Source organism: Peribacillus sp. TH14, from assembly GCF_016651145.1.
Classification (GTDB): domain Bacteria; phylum Bacillota; class Bacilli; order Bacillales; family DSM-1321; genus Peribacillus; species Peribacillus butanolivorans.
In genome coordinates this window covers 2160253-2178378 of the sequence record NZ_JAEKEK010000001.1, presented here as the reverse complement: position 1 = coordinate 2178378, position 18126 = coordinate 2160253, and the positions used below count along the sequence as shown (strand labels likewise).

Annotated in this window: 18 protein-coding genes, 2 pseudogenes and 1 riboswitch; all 20 genes and pseudogenes read right to left on the bottom strand. The window is 41.4% G+C overall.

Annotation, left to right across the window (positions count from 1 at the left end; all coding sequences use genetic code 11):
- Positions 1-28: 28 nt before the first annotated feature.
- A complete protein-coding gene (gene ybaK / locus JFU50_RS10580; RefSeq protein ID WP_201187553.1) occupies positions 29-505 on the bottom strand; it encodes a Cys-tRNA(Pro) deacylase in 477 nt (158 codons plus the stop codon).
- Positions 506-598: 93 nt separating this feature from the next.
- On the bottom strand, positions 599-2143 hold the full coding sequence (gntK, locus tag JFU50_RS10575) for a gluconokinase (RefSeq protein ID WP_201187555.1): 1545 nt from the start codon (positions 2141-2143) through the stop codon (positions 599-601).
- A 24-nt stretch (positions 2144-2167) separates the two neighbouring features.
- A pseudogene (locus JFU50_RS10570) lies at positions 2168-3310 on the bottom strand (GntT/GntP/DsdX family permease).
- Between the two features lie 368 nt (positions 3311-3678).
- Positions 3679-3762: pseudogene (locus JFU50_RS30705) on the bottom strand (YjcZ family sporulation protein); the annotation flags it as partial.
- Positions 3763-3772: 10 nt separating this feature from the next.
- Positions 3773-4150, bottom strand: coding sequence for an SET domain-containing protein-lysine N-methyltransferase (locus tag JFU50_RS10560; protein ID WP_201222553.1), 378 nt, complete (start codon positions 4148-4150; stop codon positions 3773-3775).
- 1138 nt (positions 4151-5288) lie between these two features.
- Positions 5289-5984 (bottom strand): ATP-binding protein, encoded by a 696-nt coding sequence (locus tag JFU50_RS10555; RefSeq protein ID WP_201222551.1) that lies wholly within the window; start codon positions 5982-5984, stop codon positions 5289-5291.
- The gene (locus JFU50_RS10550; protein WP_201187561.1) at positions 5981-6475 is read right to left on the bottom strand and encodes an ECF transporter S component; all 495 of its coding nucleotides are present in this window, start codon (positions 6473-6475) and stop codon (positions 5981-5983) included. Before JFU50_RS10550 ends, JFU50_RS10555 begins: the two co-directional genes overlap by 4 nt.
- Before the next feature lie 2 nt (positions 6476-6477).
- Entirely contained in the window at positions 6478-7062 is a 585-nt protein-coding gene (locus JFU50_RS10545; RefSeq protein WP_201187563.1) for a cob(I)yrinic acid a,c-diamide adenosyltransferase, read from the bottom strand.
- A 14-nt stretch (positions 7063-7076) separates the two neighbouring features.
- On the bottom strand, positions 7077-7505 hold the full coding sequence (locus tag JFU50_RS10540; protein ID WP_201187565.1) for a bifunctional adenosylcobinamide kinase/adenosylcobinamide-phosphate guanylyltransferase: 429 nt from the start codon (positions 7503-7505) through the stop codon (positions 7077-7079).
- Positions 7457-8074 carry a histidine phosphatase family protein gene (locus tag JFU50_RS10535; RefSeq protein ID WP_201222550.1) on the bottom strand — a complete coding sequence of 206 codons (618 nt, stop codon included), beginning with the start codon at positions 8072-8074 and terminating at the stop codon, positions 7457-7459. The genes JFU50_RS10540 and JFU50_RS10535 overlap by 49 nt, the downstream gene beginning before the upstream one ends.
- Positions 8032-8823, bottom strand: a complete 792-nt coding sequence (gene cobS, locus JFU50_RS10530; protein ID WP_056527433.1) for an adenosylcobinamide-GDP ribazoletransferase — start codon at positions 8821-8823, stop codon at positions 8032-8034. The genes JFU50_RS10535 and cobS overlap by 43 nt, the downstream gene beginning before the upstream one ends.
- Positions 8820-9395 (bottom strand): bifunctional adenosylcobinamide kinase/adenosylcobinamide-phosphate guanylyltransferase, encoded by a 576-nt coding sequence (locus tag JFU50_RS10525; RefSeq protein ID WP_201187570.1) that lies wholly within the window; start codon positions 9393-9395, stop codon positions 8820-8822. The genes cobS and JFU50_RS10525 overlap by 4 nt, the downstream gene beginning before the upstream one ends.
- Entirely contained in the window at positions 9368-10441 is a 1074-nt protein-coding gene (gene cobD / locus JFU50_RS10520) for a threonine-phosphate decarboxylase CobD (protein ID WP_201222549.1), read from the bottom strand. Before cobD ends, JFU50_RS10525 begins: the two co-directional genes overlap by 28 nt.
- The gene (cbiB, locus tag JFU50_RS10515; RefSeq protein ID WP_201222548.1) at positions 10416-11381 is read right to left on the bottom strand and encodes an adenosylcobinamide-phosphate synthase CbiB; all 966 of its coding nucleotides are present in this window, start codon (positions 11379-11381) and stop codon (positions 10416-10418) included. The genes cobD and cbiB overlap by 26 nt, the downstream gene beginning before the upstream one ends.
- Positions 11378-12850 (bottom strand): heme ABC transporter ATP-binding protein, encoded by a 1473-nt coding sequence (locus JFU50_RS10510; protein ID WP_056527442.1) that lies wholly within the window; start codon positions 12848-12850, stop codon positions 11378-11380. The genes cbiB and JFU50_RS10510 overlap by 4 nt, the downstream gene beginning before the upstream one ends.
- A 5-nt stretch (positions 12851-12855) precedes the next feature.
- Entirely contained in the window at positions 12856-13911 is a 1056-nt protein-coding gene (locus JFU50_RS10505) for a FecCD family ABC transporter permease (protein ID WP_242485353.1), read from the bottom strand.
- Positions 13874-14842: an ABC transporter substrate-binding protein gene (locus JFU50_RS10500; protein WP_201222547.1), complete on the bottom strand. Its 969-nt coding sequence runs from the start codon at positions 14840-14842 to the stop codon at positions 13874-13876. The genes JFU50_RS10505 and JFU50_RS10500 overlap by 38 nt, the downstream gene beginning before the upstream one ends.
- Positions 14843-15020: 178 nt before the next feature.
- Positions 15021-15197, bottom strand: a riboswitch (cobalamin riboswitch).
- An 87-nt stretch (positions 15198-15284) separates the two neighbouring features.
- Entirely contained in the window at positions 15285-16148 is an 864-nt protein-coding gene (locus JFU50_RS10495) for a polysaccharide deacetylase family protein (RefSeq protein ID WP_201188156.1), read from the bottom strand.
- A 127-nt stretch (positions 16149-16275) separates the two neighbouring features.
- Positions 16276-17118, bottom strand: a complete 843-nt coding sequence (locus tag JFU50_RS10490; RefSeq protein ID WP_201222546.1) for an ABC transporter ATP-binding protein — start codon at positions 17116-17118, stop codon at positions 16276-16278.
- Positions 17115-18113, bottom strand: coding sequence for a FecCD family ABC transporter permease (locus JFU50_RS10485; RefSeq protein WP_201222545.1), 999 nt, complete (start codon positions 18111-18113; stop codon positions 17115-17117). The genes JFU50_RS10490 and JFU50_RS10485 overlap by 4 nt, the downstream gene beginning before the upstream one ends.
- Positions 18114-18126: the final 13 nt, after the last annotated feature.

The following is an 18126-nucleotide window of genomic DNA, read 5'->3' as shown; positions in this document are numbered from 1 at the left end:
AAGGTTTAGGTTTAATAGTATTCTTTATCTATTTGATAAGAGCTCTAGGCTCCGCTTGTGCAGCCACAAGGAATTCTGACGGTTTCAAGACAATTTGTGTCCCAATTTTCCCACCGCTTACGATGATTTCACACAGATTGGTTGCACTTTCATCAATAAAAGTCGGATACTGCTTTTTCATACCGATTGGTGAGCAGCCCCCTCGAATATACCCTGTGTATTTCTGCAAGTCTTTAACAGCGAGCATTTCAATTTTTTTCGCACCTGCTGCTTTCGCTGCTTTTTTCAAATCCAGCTCGGTGTCTACAGGAATAACAAATACATAAAGCTGCTGAGGTCCGCTGTGAGTAACGAGTGTTTTAAACACGGTTGCTGGCGCTTTACCAATTTTACTCGCCACGGTAACACCGTCTATTTGGCCGTCGTGGACATCATAGCTCATCATGTCATACTTTATATGTTTGTTATCGAGAATTCGCATTGCATTTGTTTTACTGGCTCCCATCTCAAAAGTCCCCTTATCCTTTTCTCCATTTTACCATTTTTTGTAGGCAAAAAGAAAAGCACAGCGCTTCTGCATCTGTGCTTTCACTCAAATTTATTCTAAATGACGTCTTTGATAATCAGCAATACGCTTGTAGTCGCCTTCTAATTGCCGGCTTACGGATAAATAAATCGACATTAGTTCTTCATACACTTTAACGTTCTCCTCGATTGGAACAAGTTCATTTGTATGCCCAATCATGTTTTCAACCTCATCCAGGCTTTCAATTTCACCTAAAGCATATAATCCTAGAACGGCAGCACCTAAACTCGAGCTTTCAAAGCTTTCTGGGATTGTCACATTCTGATTAAATACATCAGCCATAATTTGCCGCCATAGCTTGGAGCGGACAAATCCGCCACTTGCATGGATTTTCTCCGGAGCACCTGTCAGTTCCCTTACAGCAAGGAGGACACTGTATAAGTTGTACATCACACCTTCAAGCACAGCCCGCACCATATGATCGCGAGTATGATGAAGAGCTAGTCCAAAGAAGGAACCTCTTGCATCAGCACTCCATAATGGCGCCCGTTCCCCTGCCATATACGGGTGGAATATTAACCCGTCTGAGCCAGGTGCAATATTTGAAGCCATTTCGGTCAATATCTCATATGGATCCTGACCCGAGGCCTTAGCTCTTTCGATTTCTACCCGACCAAATTGATCCCGGGCCCATCGGAAAGTGATTCCCCCATTATTGACTGGTCCGCCAATTACCCAATGATTCTCAGTGAGGGCATAACAGAACGTCCGCCCTTTCGGATCAGTAAGCGGACGGTCACTGACGGTTCGCACTGCACCGCTTGTTCCTATTGTTACCGCAAGCACACCAGGCTTGATAGCATTTTGGCCTAAGTTGGCAAGCACCCCATCACTTGCACCAATAACAAATGGAGTACCAGCACAAATGTTCATTTTTTCTGCCAATTCCTGGCTCAATCCAGAAAGGATATGGGTCGTTGGCACGAGCATAGGAAGCTTGTCCGATCCAATTCCCGCAATGGCCAATGCCTCTTCATCCCACGCCAAGTTTTTCAAGTTGAACATACCTGTTGCAGATGCAAGTGAATAATCCATTACAAACTCTTTGAAAAATTTATAGATAATATATTCTTTAATCCCTAAAAATTTATCCGTTTTGTTAAAGATTTCTGGATGCTCTTTTCTAAGCCACATAACTTTCGTGATTGGGGACATAGGGTGAATTGGTGTTCCCGTTCTGTGATACAATTGCGTCCCCTGTTCCGATGCCTTCAATTGCTCCGCATAGGCTACACTTCGGTTATCTGCCCACGTAATACTATTTGTGAGCGGCTTACCGTCTTTATCCATGGCAATCAAACTATGCATCGCTGAACTAAAAGAAATAAAACTTAGTTCATCCTTTGCTATTCCGCTTGCAATCATCACTTCACCGATTGCAATAATAGCCGCTTTATAGATTTCTTCCGGATCTTGTTCCGCAACAGACGGAGTTGGACTGTGAAGCGGATATCCTTTAGAACATGAATGGACGACCTCGCCCCTCTTTGAAAAAAGAACAACTTTCGTGCTCGTCGTACCAATATCGATCCCCATCATATAACCTGAATGTTTCATATTTTTACATCGTACTCCTTTCTCTTAAACAATTGAATTCAATAGTAAGATTAGGATAAGAGAAACGACTGAAATTATCGTTTCCATAACCGTCCCAGATTTAAACGTTTGTGTCACTGTTAAATTAAAGAATTCGGAATTGGTGAAATTTCAAAGGATGCGGCTTGCAATAAATTCCGCCCACTCCACTCGTGATTAATACATTTTTAAATACGCCACCTGCTCCGATAATCAAGATAATGGATGCAGTTGGTGCAAGGCAGGCAGACATAAATTGGTTAAGTTCTTCTATATTAAAACCTCTAGCATAGCCTAATGTAAAGAAAGAAACCACAACAGAGACCAATGGAGCGATAATTGGCTTTCCAAGGAATGTAATCCAATCATTCAGTATCGACTCGTTGGAAAAAAACGGCACCGACAGCTCCCACTAACATCAAAATAAATGGCATTAAAATCGTGATTAGTGTAATTCCGAAACCTAGAAGCTTGCGATTATGTTTATTAGAGAACTGTTCCGATAACTCCTCAGCAGCTTGTACATTAATTCTTTTTAATATGAAGGAACCGAAAACTGGACCAGCTATAATGGCTGTTGGAATTCAGATAATCAAAGCATATAAAATGGTTTTAGCAACATTTGCATCAAATTCTTGAACCGCAATCATTGGTGCTGGATGTGGAGGCATCAAGCCATGTACTGTCGATAATCCAACTACCATCGGAATCCCGATTTTTAAAAGGGGTAAATCCGTTCTTTTAGCAATTGTGTAAACGATTGGAATTAATAAGACGAGGCCAACTTCGAAGAATACGGGCATACCACCGATAAAAGCAACAATAATCACGGCCCAATGTACCTACTTTTCTCCAAACTTATCTAAAAGCGTATTTGCAATCCGATCGGCTCCGCCTGATTCGGCCATCATTTTCCCAAACATCGTACCCAGACCGACAACCAAGTGTATTTCCTACCCCTGTCTGAACAGCATCTGCAACATCCGGAATATCCATACATGCGATGATCCCTAAAATAACGGAAGCAAGAAGTAACGCAATAAATGGGTGCCATTTCGTTTAAGCTATGATAACGATTAAGAAAATAATTGAAATTAGCGCATAAACCAACAAACTATTATTATATATTAGTCCAAATAAACTAGACATCTTGCATCTCTTTATGTAGTTAAAAAAAAAGATTGGATCGATTGCGAAGATTGTTTGGTACTTCCCTTCCAGCTGAAATCTTTTAAATTCCTTCTATTCTTTCTATTTATATAAACTAACTGAAAATAATATTTTATATAAAATATAACAATACAGTAAATAATTATATTTTTAATACAAATAGCTCATTACTTAAATTATTGCTATGTTAATGGACATTGTTGATTTTTTCTTATTCAACTTACTACTAGGATCCCCAAATGGAATCCTTCCCTTGAAATAGGAATCAAATTTGAAAAAACCGACCAATAAAGGTCAGCTTTTTGCATACTATTTTTATCAGATGGCGCCCTATCCGGAACGCTGCCACAACTACATCCAACAATGATTAAGAGTAAAAACAAAACGACTATAAAGGCGAAACCTCCACTACCACCGTCACAACCTGAAATATAGAAACATTCACTCAATCACATTAAACCATAACGGAGATTTATCTTCAGGGTCACCATTATAATTTATGGTGATTTCCTCCCCCGCCTTAATATTAGTTATTGCATAAAAGTCTATTGATAAATGATCTTCATTATTATTAAACGTCGCATTCGGAGTGTATGAATGATTAAATAGTGCTCCATATCCTAATGCAATGGCTATGTCATTATAATCCCCCCAAAAGAAGCAGTAATTAAAGAGTATAGTCTTCTCTAGATATTTCCATTCATTTTCAGGTGATATTACAACAGGTGATGCCTCAATGAGTTCATCCTTTTTAATATCACGTGTAGAATATACCCCTCTACCATACTTTCCAGTATTTTTAATACATATTGGTGCCACAGTAGTAGCTCCTTTCTGAAATTATTAATAACTTTTCAAGTATAAAGTCTAGTATTAAGGTACTCTTTTAATCTAAATTCCCTAGGTGCTTTATAAATATAGGGACGCAAGTGTTGTACTCCATGATTCCCACCGTTGACTTACTTTACCCAAGCATCATTGTCCCAAGGAATAATTTCGAACAAACTCACTATTGCGGATACAGGGAATGGATGTGAGTAAACCCGTCATTCTTCATTGTACAAACTGTTCCAACTAGCCAGCGTAGGTATTTACCAATATTAATATGCTATTAGGCTTCATCAGGGAATTAATTAATGGGGTAATATTGATTTTTTTTGATCAAATCATAAATGAAATCATCGTCGGATTGTTTTCCAAACGCTTGTTGATAACCATACAGAAAAATCTCCCATAGCTGACTTCCATTCGCAATGTTGGTCATGTGAAAATGAAACTTTTCGAAAAATAAAAGATATATTAATCTAATTTTATTTTAGCTCGATTTTGTTAACTAACGTACATGTTAGAGCTATTTTGCATATTATATTTTATTCTTTTATAAAGGAGGGGTCTGCATGCCGAAAGGGAAAAAAGCTAGTGGCAAGTCAAATGAAGGTAAGTCAAATGAAAGCAAGTCAAATGAAGGTAAGTCAAATGAAGGCAAGTCTGATGGAAAATAGTCCTGATTTAGCGCGCTTTTGAAGATCCTCAATCATGATTGACGGCTGCTGGAGCGATTGCGAAGAAATCAGCTATAGAGAAAGAAATCCTAAATCAAACTTTACAGGAAGAAACCGTGAAAAACTGTTTCCTGAGTTAATCATTTACTTTGCTGAAGATCTACAAAGGGTGGTTTTATACACATAAAAAAGGAACTGCATTCCCTTACATAGGGGAAATCAGTTCATTTTTCCATTTGTTGCCTTAGCGCGGGTTTGACAAAATTTTGACGGCACCTTATGTTTTCATCGAAATATTGGCTGGACCCACGCTAAGAAATAGCAATTCACAGTGTTTCTAAAGAAGTTTAGCATAAAGATATACAAAGTGTGACCCGTACAAACCTAAATTGCAAAAAAAAGCATCTAACCAGCATTATGAACTAAACTCGATGCCTAATTAATTCAGAAAATAATCATTCACCCATAAAAAAAGAACCGGATTGGAGCTTGATTTCATCCTCCAGATGTTCAGGATAAGCAATAAGAAAGCAAGTAGATGGTCCTGACGATTTTTCGATATCGACTTGACTCCTTATATGTGCAGAAACACCTTCCCCATTTGGGTCCAGATGCTTCCATTCATTTGCTATCCCTTTTGAGCCAACAGGAAGTACCTGAACTTCTTCAAGCTCACAAAGGCTTTTATATAAAGATAACGGCGCGATCCACTCTTGTTGTTTCATAACTTCTTCCCCAACAAGTGGCTTGCCAATAAGGGCCATTTTCCGTTGAAGAATTGGCTTCATTACACGTTCATTCCTGCGTTTTCCAATCACCATAAGACCAAGTGCGGATTGAAGAAGCGGCATGTTACTTTCGGTGCTACCTGTAATAGAGAGATCCAGACCGATTTCATCCATTCCCTTCATGACGCCTATTTTCAAGGCATCCCAGGCTTCATCGCCGCAGAAATTATGAAGGACAACGGTCATTGGACTTCCGCCAGCAGCCAGGCACTCCATAACGGCAACCCGGAACGAAAAATATCCAACAACTTCGTATGGGACCTGAACGAGATCTTTTTCCTTCAACCCAATTCCGCCACTATTATCACAAGAAACGACTAATGATTGTGACTCCGTAAACGGTAAGATCAATGAATCATTCATTCTACGAATCCATCTTTTAAAATCACTTTTTTCAAAACTGGTTCTAGACGTGGAAGTAAAAGGGCCGCCAACACTACATTTATTGCTGTAGCACCTGTTAACCCCGGAACTAGCATCGTGTAAAATTCAAGGCTAACCAGAAATATGAAAGGTAGAGCTAAGATGAAGGCATTACCGATAAAAAAGAGGAAAAATGCGCCTATTTTCTTTCCATGTACATATAAAACGCCAAACATCCATACGAGGACCGCCATTTCTACCATGATCAAAAAATGGAAAGGGCCTAGTGTCATGCCACCGATGAAAGCTGAAATAATATGACCAAGTCCAGCTACTATAGCTCCGGACACCGGGCCAAGTATGACAGCCGCCAAAAGGGCCGGAAAACTGTCTAAAGCCATACTGCCTATAGGGGAAGGGACTTTAATCATTGCCCCAACCGCCGATAAAGCAATAAAAATAGCAATTGTACTAATTTTTCTTACGTTCATGTTTACTCTTTTTCCTTTCTTTTTCCTCCACTGAATACATTTGCGCTGCGGATATACTCCACATCTTTTACGCCAAGGCGGAAGTTAATCACACGTGCTACAGCAAAAAAGTAATCAGACAAACGATTTAAATATTGAAGAGATAGTGGTGAAACTGCCGCACCCGACTTAATCAAAGAAACAACCAACCGCTCCGCCCTGCGTGTAACCGTCCGGGCAATATGAATGGTTGCAGACGCTTTTGAGCCTCCTGGAAGGATAAACTTTTCTAATTCCGGTGCTTCGACGATAAAGGCATCAATTCGTTCTTCCAAATAGGTAATCGCCTCATCCGTTAGCTTCTGCGGGGCTTTCTCAGAAACTGTCGCCAAATCACCGCCACAGTCAAATAACTCATGCTGAATTTTTTCCAAGTCCGTTAGTACGTCTGCAAAAATCGCTGAGTCCAATTCAGTTACTGCAAGGCCGATATAACTGTTCACTTCATCCACTGTTCCGTAAGATTCTACACGGATGTCATCCTTGTCCAGACGTCCTCCGATTACGCTAGTTTGTCCCTTATCCCCAGTACGTGTATAAATTTTCATCTCTATTTCCTCCTCTATTTAATTTGCTGATTGATACCGTACCAAATGACATCCACACGGTTTGATAAGGAGGCTACATCTTGAAAGACCCAGCCGCAGGCATCGCGCCATTTGCGATCTTGTGCCTCCATCGGAACAATTCCTTTGGAAATATCTGATCCGATTACAATACAGTTGTGATCATCCTTTTCCTTCTCCCATATTCGCCAGTCAGCCATGATTTCCTTCCACCGTTTTCGAATCGACTCTGCATCCATCTTTTCTGCATCTTGTTGGATCCATGCATCCAAGCCATGCAATACCACTGTATTACCTTGAAAATCCGTCATAGTCGGCTGTTCTTTTTGATAACCGGATAGCCAAAGAGTCTCACTTTCCAACCCATAAAAGTGCTTTACCCATTTTGTTTTCCCATTATAGGCGCCACCTGTAACAAAGTGCAACGTTCACCCCTCCTTAAGCTGTTCCGGTCCTCCCAAATCAGCTCATATCCCATACCGTGGGAAATTTCCCAATCAAAAAAAGACTTTTCCATCGGTGCATAGCGGACAAGTAATTCACGTACTACACCCCCATGAGTCATTAATACATATTGGCTTTCCTCACCGGAAATCAATTGGCTCCAGCCATTTTGAATACGTTTGGAAAATGCCGGATAGCTTTCACCACCAGGAACCATTGCCTCCATAGGATGCTCTAGCCATTTTTGATAATCGCCATCAGTCTTCAACTCTTCATAAGTTCGCCCTTCCCAACTGCCGAAGTTCAGTTCACGGAACGCAGGGTGTTTTATCGGAACAACATCTGGAAACAACAGTCTTGCGGTTTCAATACAACGAGGCAAATCACTCGTGTGAATCTTTTCATACTGTGGGTAAGAGCCCCTTAAGTCTAGAATTTCCTTTTCTCCTTTCAGACTTAATGGAGAATCTGTCCAGCCTAAATAGGATCTTCGCTCATTTGCTTCTGTCAGCCCATGGCGAAGTAGTGTAATAGCCACAGAATCAGCCATAACCAAAGCTCAACTCCTTCCACGGATGCTCCCAATACATCCCCCGTTATCCCACCGAACCAACTAACGATTTTCCGCTTTATATACAATAGGAAGAGTAGAGCAGCCAGACACATGATAAAAAATAAAGTGACCAGCTTGAAATCGATGCTCCATGCAACCGCAAAACTCACAATAAAATACAACCAATAAATATATAAACTGTTTTTCCTTACTGCACTTTGAAAGAAAGCACCAAGTCCCTCTTTTTTTGCCAAGGGCATCCGGCTAAGTAAATAGCCCATCACACATTTACTTAAAAGTGGAAGACTAATAATTAAAAAGTATGTCCACTCATTGACTCTATCGACGATTTCATAAATAAATATAAACCGGGCGGCCAAAAGTACGATGACGGAGATGACACCGAATGCTCCTGTCCTGGAATCCTTCATGATTTCTAGACGCCTCTCTTTATCCTGATAGGAAAAGAAGGCATCACTTGCATCAATCCAACCATCGAGGTGCAAACCGCCTGTTAATGCCATCGTTAAAAACCAAACCACAAACGCAATCGAAAGGGATGACAATGGGGTCCATTCTACTAACGCGTATAAAACACCTCCCAATATCAAGCCTAGGAAAAGCCCTACTAAAGGAAAGGTTTGAATCGCACGGTGGATATATTTCTTATCCATCGGTAGCTGTTTCTTTATTGGGAACACGGTAAAGAACTGCAGGTTAATCAAGAATCCAATCCATCCGTTCATTCCTGCATGCACCCTTTCATCAATAACGGAATCCCTGATTCAACAAGATAAGCCTCATCTGCCTGTTCGACGACCGCTTGATGAAGCAGGCCAAGTATTTTTCCGTATATATGGAGGAACTCATTTTGAAAAATCGGCTCCTGTACCACTTCGTTGCTTACGATTATCAAACAGCTGGCTTGTTTTCTTATCTCATTAATTCCGCTGATTATTTTTGTGAAAACACTATGTAAAAACTCCTTTTCAAGCGGTATATTGGGACCGAATAATTCATTATCGAGTAGGGTTGTCAGGCAATCGAGTAGGATTATTGAATCTTGATTTAGATCTGCACCTATCCGTGTAATATTCGTCGAGTATTCCCAAGTCCTCCAAGCAATTGGACTACTTTTGCGATCCCTTTGGTGCCGGCGGATGCGTTCTTCCATTTCAGCATCACTGACTCGGCCACAAGCGAGGTAATGCAAGTTCCCACTCAATTGGATTGCATATTCTATTGCCTTTTTTTCTGCAAAACGGCTTTTACCGCTCCGGACACCACCGGTTATAAAACAGAGCCTAGAGTTCTCCACTGTCTTACCCCCTCCATTAGCATGGCATTATCACGCTCACTCTTCACTGCGAACCGGAGCCACATTCCATCTAACCCTGGAAAATTATACGTATGACGTGGTACGATGCCCTTTTTTAATAAAAAAGGCAAAAGGGATAAGGATTCATCTTTCACTAAATAAAAATTGACCGTGCTATTTGAGACAATCAACTCATGCTCTTCATAAAACCGGAAAAGTTTCTGCTTTTGGAATTGAATATACGCTCTTGTTTTTTCTATATATTCTTCTTCAGCAAGGCAGATTTTCCCGACTTCTAATGCCACATGATTGACGCTCCAATGCGATTTATAGGTTTTTGCCTGATTTATGATATCTGGTGCCGCCAGCAAATAACCCAACCTCAAGCCTGGAATTGCAAAAATTTTCGTCATTGATCGTAGAATCAGTAAATGAGGGAATTGCGTAATTAAAGAAGCATAAGTAAAGGCGTTTTCCGTAAAATCATAAAAAGCCTCATCCAAAACAACCAGACAATTTGCTTTTCCGCATTCTTTGATTAATTCCCTAACTGCTTCTTGCTTAAATGAAATCCCTGTCGGATTATTAGGCGTACATAAAAAAATCGCGTCATATTCAGGTAATTGAGGAATCAATCGATCGAGATCTAGTTGCCACTCAGGTGCATCAAGTTGATGAAAGTCTACCTCGCATTCGGCTGCTAAACAAGCTTCTGCATATTCCGCAAATGCAGGCTGAATGATTAAGACCTTTTTATTGGCTAACCTGTTCGCTACCAACATTATTATTTCCGCACCACCGTTACCTACCAAAACGGATTGCTCAAGAAGCGCTTCTTTTTTTGCAATTAATTTTGTCAATTCAACGGCATGCGGATCTGGGTAATTTAAGATTCCTTCGAAGAATTCGGACCACCGTTCCTTTATACATAAAGGAGGACCCAATGGGTTGATATTAGCACTAAAATCGAGAACCGATTCAGGCATTTCAATTTCCAGCGCTTCGTAAAGATAATGCGGATTAGAGCCATGAGAAGGTAATGCCAAGCGTAAGTCCCCCTAACCAAAGCATCAGTAAAAATATAAAAGATGTCCGATGCATGATGGTAATCGTTTTTTGTATATGTATTGCTTCTAATGGAACAAGTGGAACGCCCATCCTAGCACGGTCAGAAACTACTCCTTTGTACATATTCCGGCCGCCAAGCTGTACACCCAAAATTGCAGCAACGCCTGCTTCACACCACCCACTATTCGGGCTTGGGTGCTTTTTCGCATCATTGAACAAAATCTTCCATCTAGCCCCCAAGCTATGATAGCTGGATTTCGAGCTTAGCAGCATCAAGAAACCAGTGAGGCGACTAGGAATCCAGTTCACGATATCATCGAGCTTAGCTGAAGCCCAGCCAAATTGTCCATATTTATCATTTTTGTAACCAACCATTGAATCGCAGGTATTAATTGCCCTGTACATCATCGCGAGTGGAGCACCGCCAATTGCTGCCCAAAACAGTGGAGCCGTAACTCCATCACTCGTATTTTCAGCTACGGTTTCTACAGTGCCTCTGACTATTTCGGATTCATCAAGTTCAGCAGTATCACGACCGACAATATAGGAAAGCTTTAGCCTCGCTTCAGGAAAAGCTTGTTTATTCAGTGGATGACACACATCCATTCCTGCCTGCTTTAAGCCCTTCTGAGCAATCGTCGTAGAAATAACAACAGCTTCCCATAAAATTCCCGCAAGCGGATGGATAAGATAAGCTAAATAGACAGTTAGACCTGTTGCCAATAACACCAGTGTTAAAACAATTACCAGCATGAAGAGGCCATTTCGCTTTTTATGTGTACCTCTATTGAATGCATGATCCAACTTGCTTATCAACGTTCCTATCCATTTAACGGGATGTGGCCAATTTGGTGGATCACCTATTAATAGATCAAAGAAAAAAGCCAGTGTAACAGCAAAAAGGTGATGGTAAATCATAGTTCCTCAATCCGTTTCCGATTTTTCTTTATTGCTTCTACGGTACAATCATATACACCGCGACTGATCAACTTCCCTAGCGGAGTAATGGTGCCTGCATATTGAAGTGCCTTCCCTCTTTGGGTTGCGGCAATCAAAATACTGTCTGTCGAAGTTCCTGTCGCCACTGTATTTGTCACCTTATCCAAAACACGCAAATCATGAAGCGCTTTTACTTTTGCCTCGGTCGCGGTGACAATGCTGTGGATAAAGGCCTCTTCTGCCAAGTGCCCATTTACAAAGATCCATGTATTTATGGTTCCTGGAGTGGAAATCCAAGAATGTTGGTCAGCTAAAGAGGCGTCGATGGCATTCCCTACTCCAGCCGTCACAATGATAAAAACCGAGAAATCATCATCTCTTAAAAACTTGAAGGCCACCGTATCGAGAAAGACAGCTGTCATCATTCCGACCGTTTCCTGCGGTTCAAAACCGTGTGTTTTTAAAAAGTCAGCCATTTCAGCAAAATGATCCTCGTAATTATAATCACGATGGACATGCCTATTCACGAAATGTTGATGCCAGCCCGTTCCTGAACCGGTCACACCAGAAGACATCGTTCTAAGCGGAATTGGTGAATTCAATTGAATTATTTCGTTGCCCACCGTCAAATAGGTTTCATCAATTTCCAAAGGTGCGAAATCACAGACATGCTTTTCCGGGACAATGAACATTTGCGGCTTCGGTAGGGCAGGATGCGGATGTTTTTCAATCGTCGTCCGGTATACCTCCTGGATCCGTTCCTGTTGGAGCACTTCATTCGGCACATTAATGACTTGAATTTGTCCTTTTTCAAGCAACATCAGCCGATCACAGTACAAGCCGGCCAAATTCAAGTCATGGAAGATTGAGATAACTGTTAGCTCCAGCTCCTTGGCCATTTTCCTCATTAAATCAAGAAGCTCCTTTTGATAGGAAAGATCCAAGTGGTTCGTTGGTTCATCTAAAAAAAGAATTTCCGGTTCTTGGGCAAGTGCTTGTGCCAATAAGACCCGCTGTCTCTCACCGCCTGATAATCGTTCAAAATGAAGATCCTGAAAATCCGCGACTCCCGTTTGCTTCATCACACGTTGGACAATCACCTCATCCTCAGAAGTCCAACTATGAAACCAGCCTGTTTGGTGAGCATAACGGCCAAGAGAAACAGTCTCTTTTACCGTATAAGAAAAGGCTAATGAGGAATGTTGAGGCAACACGGCTATAACTTGTGCAAGTTGTTTGGCCGAATACTCCTTCAAGTCTCTTCCCCTTATTCGTATGCTTCCTACCTTATAATCGAGAACCCCGCTAAGCATACTTAATAGCGTCGTTTTTCCGCTGCCATTTGGACCGAGAATCCCAAATAATTCCCCTTTATGTACGTCAAAAGAGACAGAGTCCAAAACAGCTTTATTGCCATATCCACCTGTTAACCCTTTAACTTCAAGCATGAATTCTACCCTTCTCTCCGTCTCTTTAATAAAATCAGGGCAAATGCCGGGGCCCCGATAAGTGAGGTAATTACACCAATCGGCAGTTCCGAAGGTGCAATAATCGTCCTTGCTACAAGGTCAGCCAAAATTAAAAATCCGCTTCCTACGAGCAAAGATAACGGCAACAAATGCTTATGATCTGGCCCCCAAATCCTACGAACCAAATGAGGAATAACCAATCCTACAAAGCCAATCGTTCCCGAAACAGCAACAGCTGCCCCAGTTAATATCGAACCAGCTATCAGAATCCACATTTTTCTCCGCTGAACATTCACACCCAAATGCTTTGCACGATCTTCCCCAAACGTCATCGCATTCAATTCTTGGGTATTCATAATCAAGATCAACGAACCAATGATAAAAAACGGCAAAATAATCGCGATATAATTCCAGCCGCGCATTGAAACGCTTCCCATCAGCCATCCGATGATTTGTCTTAATTCCTCGCCCGTCAACGCAATCATTAATGAGATGAAGGCACTTAAAAACGAGCTGAAAATGATTCCGGTTAAAATAATTGTTTCTACTTTCATCGATCGATCCATTTTTCTCGCAAAAGTTAGCACACAGAAAATCGTAAGCAATGAAAACATAATACTTAACGCCGGTAGGGTATATAAACCGATCAACGGCAATGATATATTCAAAAACAATGTCAATACAGCGCCTACTGATGCTCCTGATGAAATCCCTAATGTGTAGGGGTCAGCAAGCGGGTTCCTGAGCAGTCCCTGAAAGGCTGCCCCGGCAATCGCAAGCGAAGCCCCAACCAAACCTGCAAGTAATACACGTGGCAGGCGGATGTTCATTACGATATTCGTCAGCATCACATCTGGCTCAACTGAGATTGGTAAATGAAAAAATTCCTTGCCGATAATTTGTATAAGCGCGGGAATCGGTACTGACACCGAACCAAAGGAAATGCCAATCGTCATTGCGAAAAGCAAAAACAATAACGCAATCAAATAAGCAAACGCCCACTTAGTTGTCAAATAGGTTCGGATAGACTGATTTGGCAAGTTCCTCTACTCCCTCTATTAAGCGTGGACCAGAACGGGTCACTAAGTCAGAATGGACATCAAAGACTTGACCATCCTTAACAGCAGCTACATCTTCCCATCCTTTTCGGCCCGTCACTTCACTGATTGGATCTTTTGTATAATAACCATATGTTGTAATAATGACATCCGGATTTGCAGCAATCATAGACTCTTCGTCAATTTTCGCCCACCCGTCCAATTCGGCTGCTGCATTTTTCGCTGAAATTATGTTAAGCATTTCATTCATGAATGTATTTTTTCCAGGTGTATAAATATCCGGTGATGGCGAAACCTCTACTAGAACGGTTTTTCTTTCCTCATCCTTAACGGATTTAGCTTTTTCCTGAATTTTCTTCAGTTTCGTTTTCATATTCGCAACGATTTCTTTTGCCTTATCATGTTCTCCCGTTGCCTGTCCAATCATATCAATAGACTCATACACTTCGTCAAAGCTTTGTGCATCATTGACTACAAGGACATCTATTCCAGCATCCTTAAGCTGCTGCAATCCCTCATTCGAATTATGGGCACTGGATGCATGAGCAAGAACAAGATCAGGCTTTAAGGAAACGATTAACTCCGTGTTCATTTCCATTCCGCCAACTTTTTCAATTTCTTTCGTTTCTTCCGGGTAATTATCATTGTCGGATACACCAACAACCTTTTTACCCAAACCAAGTGCAAAGACCACTTCTGTATTACTTGGTATCAATGTAACAATTTTCTTTGGTTGTTCTTCTATCGTTACTTTTTCACCCGTTGCATCTTTTATCGTAATCGGGAAAGCTTGGTTTTCAGTATGATTCGTTTGTTGCTTTTCTTTCGTTCCTTCTTTTGATGTATCATTGCAACCAACCATCATACCTGCAGTTAGTAACATCACTAGAATCAGACCATAGATTTTCTTCATTTTACATCCCCCACAATCTTTTAATTCAATTTCCGACCACCTAAAGAAAACGCACCCTGAAGTGAAGAAGCGAATTTCAAAACAAAAGCATCTCCCGTCAAACGGAAGATGCTTGTATGGCAACAATATAATTACGGACTCAGAAGGTCTGCCACACACCTTCCCATCCGCGTAGGTTACAGGTGTACGAATCTTGGCAGGTCTCCTGGCTAATGGTCATCGTCAACGGCACCTTCCCATATCTCACATACAGTGGTACACAGCCGCTAACTCCCATTTACAGTGGCGGGACCGCGTTGGTATTTCACCAACTTCCCTTTTAAGTCATTAAGACACCAAATCGTTCATATGTATATAATTTTCACTGCTTTTCATTATACACTATGTAAGAAATGATTATTATATGATTTTTCAGACTGATTCCGAAATACCTTGTCTTCAATTAATAACGTGATGCATTTTCAATCAGCGCTGCAAATCCATCGACTGATAATCCGGGTGAAATCCGAACTCGGTGCAGTGCATGCATCCCTTGGTCCCTTGAAGCTCCACCAGCTTCGGTGGTTACTGCCATCTTGTATCCAGCTTCTTCTGACAACCTAAGGCTCTCCTCGTTATACCGACCAACAGGATATGAAAGTACTGTCGTGTCCTGTTGGAGAATACGATCGAATAAATCCTTTGACTGTACCATTTCAGCTTCCTGCTGCCCTACCGTCATACGGTTAAGCTCAAGATGGTTGATAGTATGACTTTCAATAGAAATCCCATTCTCGCTCATCTCCACCATTTGTTCTTCCGTCAGGTGATGACTTTTTTCAATAGATTTCCCGATCATAAAAACAGTAGCTTTCATATTATATTCTTTTAATATAGGAAAAGCCTCCGTGTAATTATCTGTATAGCCATCATCAAAAGTAAGCCAGACACACTTTTCACTTGGCATCCGATTTTCCGTTAAAACAAGAAATGCTTCCCTAGGGGATAATGTATAGTAATCATTCTCCCGAAGCCAGTTCATTTGTGATTGAAATTCCTCTCTTGGTACCCGAAGGTTATTACCTTCAGAAATACTATGATACATCAATATTGGAAGTTGAACCGTGGACTCGGCTCTTATCCAGTTTCTCGTATCGATCTGTTCAGGATATAATCTGTCCTCCGAATTCTGCCCGACGTCATTCTCCGCTGCTGCAACCACTTCAATGTTATCTTCCGCAATCGGTGCAGCCGTCTTTGTACCTATATTCTCTAAAACCCCTTGTGAGCATGAAGGCAAAATTAAAATTCCCAGCAATGCTACCATCAATAAAACTCTGTATTTTCCCACTATCATTCTCCTAATTTTTTCTAGCATAATAGTACCAGAAAACTAGTAAATAATAAAGTATTCCATTTAGCGAAAAAAAAGGCAACCCGGTGGCTGCCTTTTTTTAACTAGTAAATCGACAAGTATTTTGATCACGCGGAATGCCTAAATCTTTCGGCACCATCGTTTCAATAAAAAAGTTCTCATCTTCTTCATAAATAATCTTCTTCATTTCAATTCCGAAGTATTCCTTCATCCGGGATTCTGTCATGACTTCCTGGACTTCTCCGTAAACGACCGGCTTTTGTTTGGCTGTCATTAACACATGGTCAGCAAGGAAAAACGCATGGTTTGGGTAATGCGTGTTTATGATACAAGAGATTTTCTTTTCTTGTGACAAACGCTTTAATGTCTGTAAAATCACAACCTGCTTTTGAACATCAAGATGGGATTCCGGTTCATCGAGAATGAGCACTTCCGGGTCTGATACCAGCGTACGTGCAATCAACGCTAGTTGCAACTCACCACCACTGACTGTATTGCAGGACTTCCCAGCAAGATGGTCAATCCCTACAGTTTCCAGGGCTAGGTGAGCGGCTTCACGGTCCTTCACGGAAGGCTGGGCAAGCGCACTGATGTATGGGGCTCTTCCCATAATGACCAATTCTTCGAGTGTAAAACCAAATACCATTTTATGCGCCTGCGGAACATAACCAATCCGTTTCCAGACGGTTTTGCGTGAAAGCGAAGGAAGCGGCTTTCCATCAATGAGCGTTTGACCTTTTTTCCAGTCCAGAAGACCTGTGATGCATTTTAACATCGTTGTCTTTCCTGCACCGTTTGGTCCTAGTATCGCCATTATCTCTCCGTCATTCAGCGAAAAGTTAATGTCTGTTTGGTAAAGGTAAGGAACTTCTTCTTTTTTCCGAGCATAAAAGTAATTTCCTCCCTGCACCTCAATTCTCATGACCAGCCACCTCCTGTTTTTCTAAGCAATATTGCGAAAAATGGTGCACCTATAATTGCCGTCAAGATTGAGAGTGGAATTTCTGTAGCCGTTACCGAGCGAGCCAGATTATCAATCAACAATAAATAGGCTCCACCGATTGAAAGAGATACTGGTAAGACTAGTTGATTGTTATTACCAACTAGCATTCTTGCAACGTGAGGAATAATTAACCCAACCCAGCCAATGATACCGCCTATCGCAACTGAGGCAGCAGTAATAAGTGTTGCGCCAAAAATAACTGTCCATTTCAAACGTGTTACTGGAATACCAAGTGATTTAGCTTCATCCTCAGGCAACGTCAATAAATTTATTCTCCAACGAAGGGAATATAGAATCAGAATGCCCACAAGGATAATCGGTCCCCCGATATACAAGTCCTTATATGTTGCCGTACCAAGACTTCCCATCAGCCAGTAAGTAATCGCTGGCAGTTTTGCTTCCGGGTCAGCGACGAATTTAATCAAGGAAATCAACGCCTGGAATAATGCCGATGTAACGACACCAGCCAGAACAAGCATGAAAACAGGTGAATCTTTTTTTCCGCTAATCACGAAGGTAAAGACGATTGCCGCTAGGCCGAAACCAAGTGCCATCACTTGTGTAGCGAAGCCATGACCTAGTAATAGAATCCCAAGGGAAGCCCCAAACCCGGCACCAGCCGAAACCCCAAGGATATCCGGACTAACCAACGGGTTGCCAAACATACCTTGGAATGAGGCACCTGCGATTGAAAGACCAGCACCTATTAACAAGGCAAGCAAAATACGCGGCAGGCGTATTTGCAGGACCACTGTTTCTTCCATCTGCGTCCAAGTATGGTCAATTGGAAGAAAAGTTGATAGTAATATCTTGATTTGAGTCCCTAAATCCATTCCGTAACGTCCAATGCTTAGAGACAAAATAACCATAGCAATTGGTAAAATCCAGAACAGGAGCGTTTTCCATTTTTTCATATTCATTCCCTAC

Bases quoted from the DNA above. Each gene is read 5' to 3' on its own strand.
- ybaK (WP_201187553.1), bottom strand. From the start codon at position 505: ATGGGAGCCAGTAAAACAAATGCAATGCGAATTCTCGATAACAAACAT.
- gntK (WP_201187555.1), bottom strand. From the start codon at position 2,143: ATGAAACATTCAGGTTATATGATGGGGATCGATATTGGTACGACGAGC.
- JFU50_RS10555 (WP_201222551.1), bottom strand. From the start codon at position 5,984: ATGAATGATTCATTGATCTTACCGTTTACGGAGTCACAATCATTAGTC.
- JFU50_RS10550 (WP_201187561.1), bottom strand. From the start codon at position 6,475: ATGAACGTAAGAAAAATTAGTACAATTGCTATTTTTATTGCTTTATCG.
- JFU50_RS10545 (WP_201187563.1), bottom strand. From the start codon at position 7,062: ATGAAAATTTATACACGTACTGGGGATAAGGGACAAACTAGCGTAATC.
- JFU50_RS10535 (WP_201222550.1), bottom strand. From the start codon at position 8,074: ATGGCTGATTCTGTGGCTATTACACTACTTCGCCATGGGCTGACAGAA.
- cobS (WP_056527433.1), bottom strand. From the start codon at position 8,823: ATGAACGGATGGATTGGATTCTTGATTAACCTGCAGTTCTTTACCGTG.
- cbiB (WP_201222548.1), bottom strand. From the start codon at position 11,381: ATGATTTACCATCACCTTTTTGCTGTTACACTGGCTTTTTTCTTTGAT.
- JFU50_RS10510 (WP_056527442.1), bottom strand. From the start codon at position 12,850: ATGCTTGAAGTTAAAGGGTTAACAGGTGGATATGGCAATAAAGCTGTT.
- JFU50_RS10500 (WP_201222547.1), bottom strand. From the start codon at position 14,842: ATGAAGAAAATCTATGGTCTGATTCTAGTGATGTTACTAACTGCAGGT.
- JFU50_RS10495 (WP_201188156.1), bottom strand. From the start codon at position 16,148: ATGGTAGCATTGCTGGGAATTTTAATTTTGCCTTCATGCTCACAAGGG.
- JFU50_RS10490 (WP_201222546.1), bottom strand. From the start codon at position 17,118: ATGAGAATTGAGGTGCAGGGAGGAAATTACTTTTATGCTCGGAAAAAA.
- JFU50_RS10485 (WP_201222545.1), bottom strand. From the start codon at position 18,113: ATGAAAAAATGGAAAACGCTCCTGTTCTGGATTTTACCAATTGCTATG.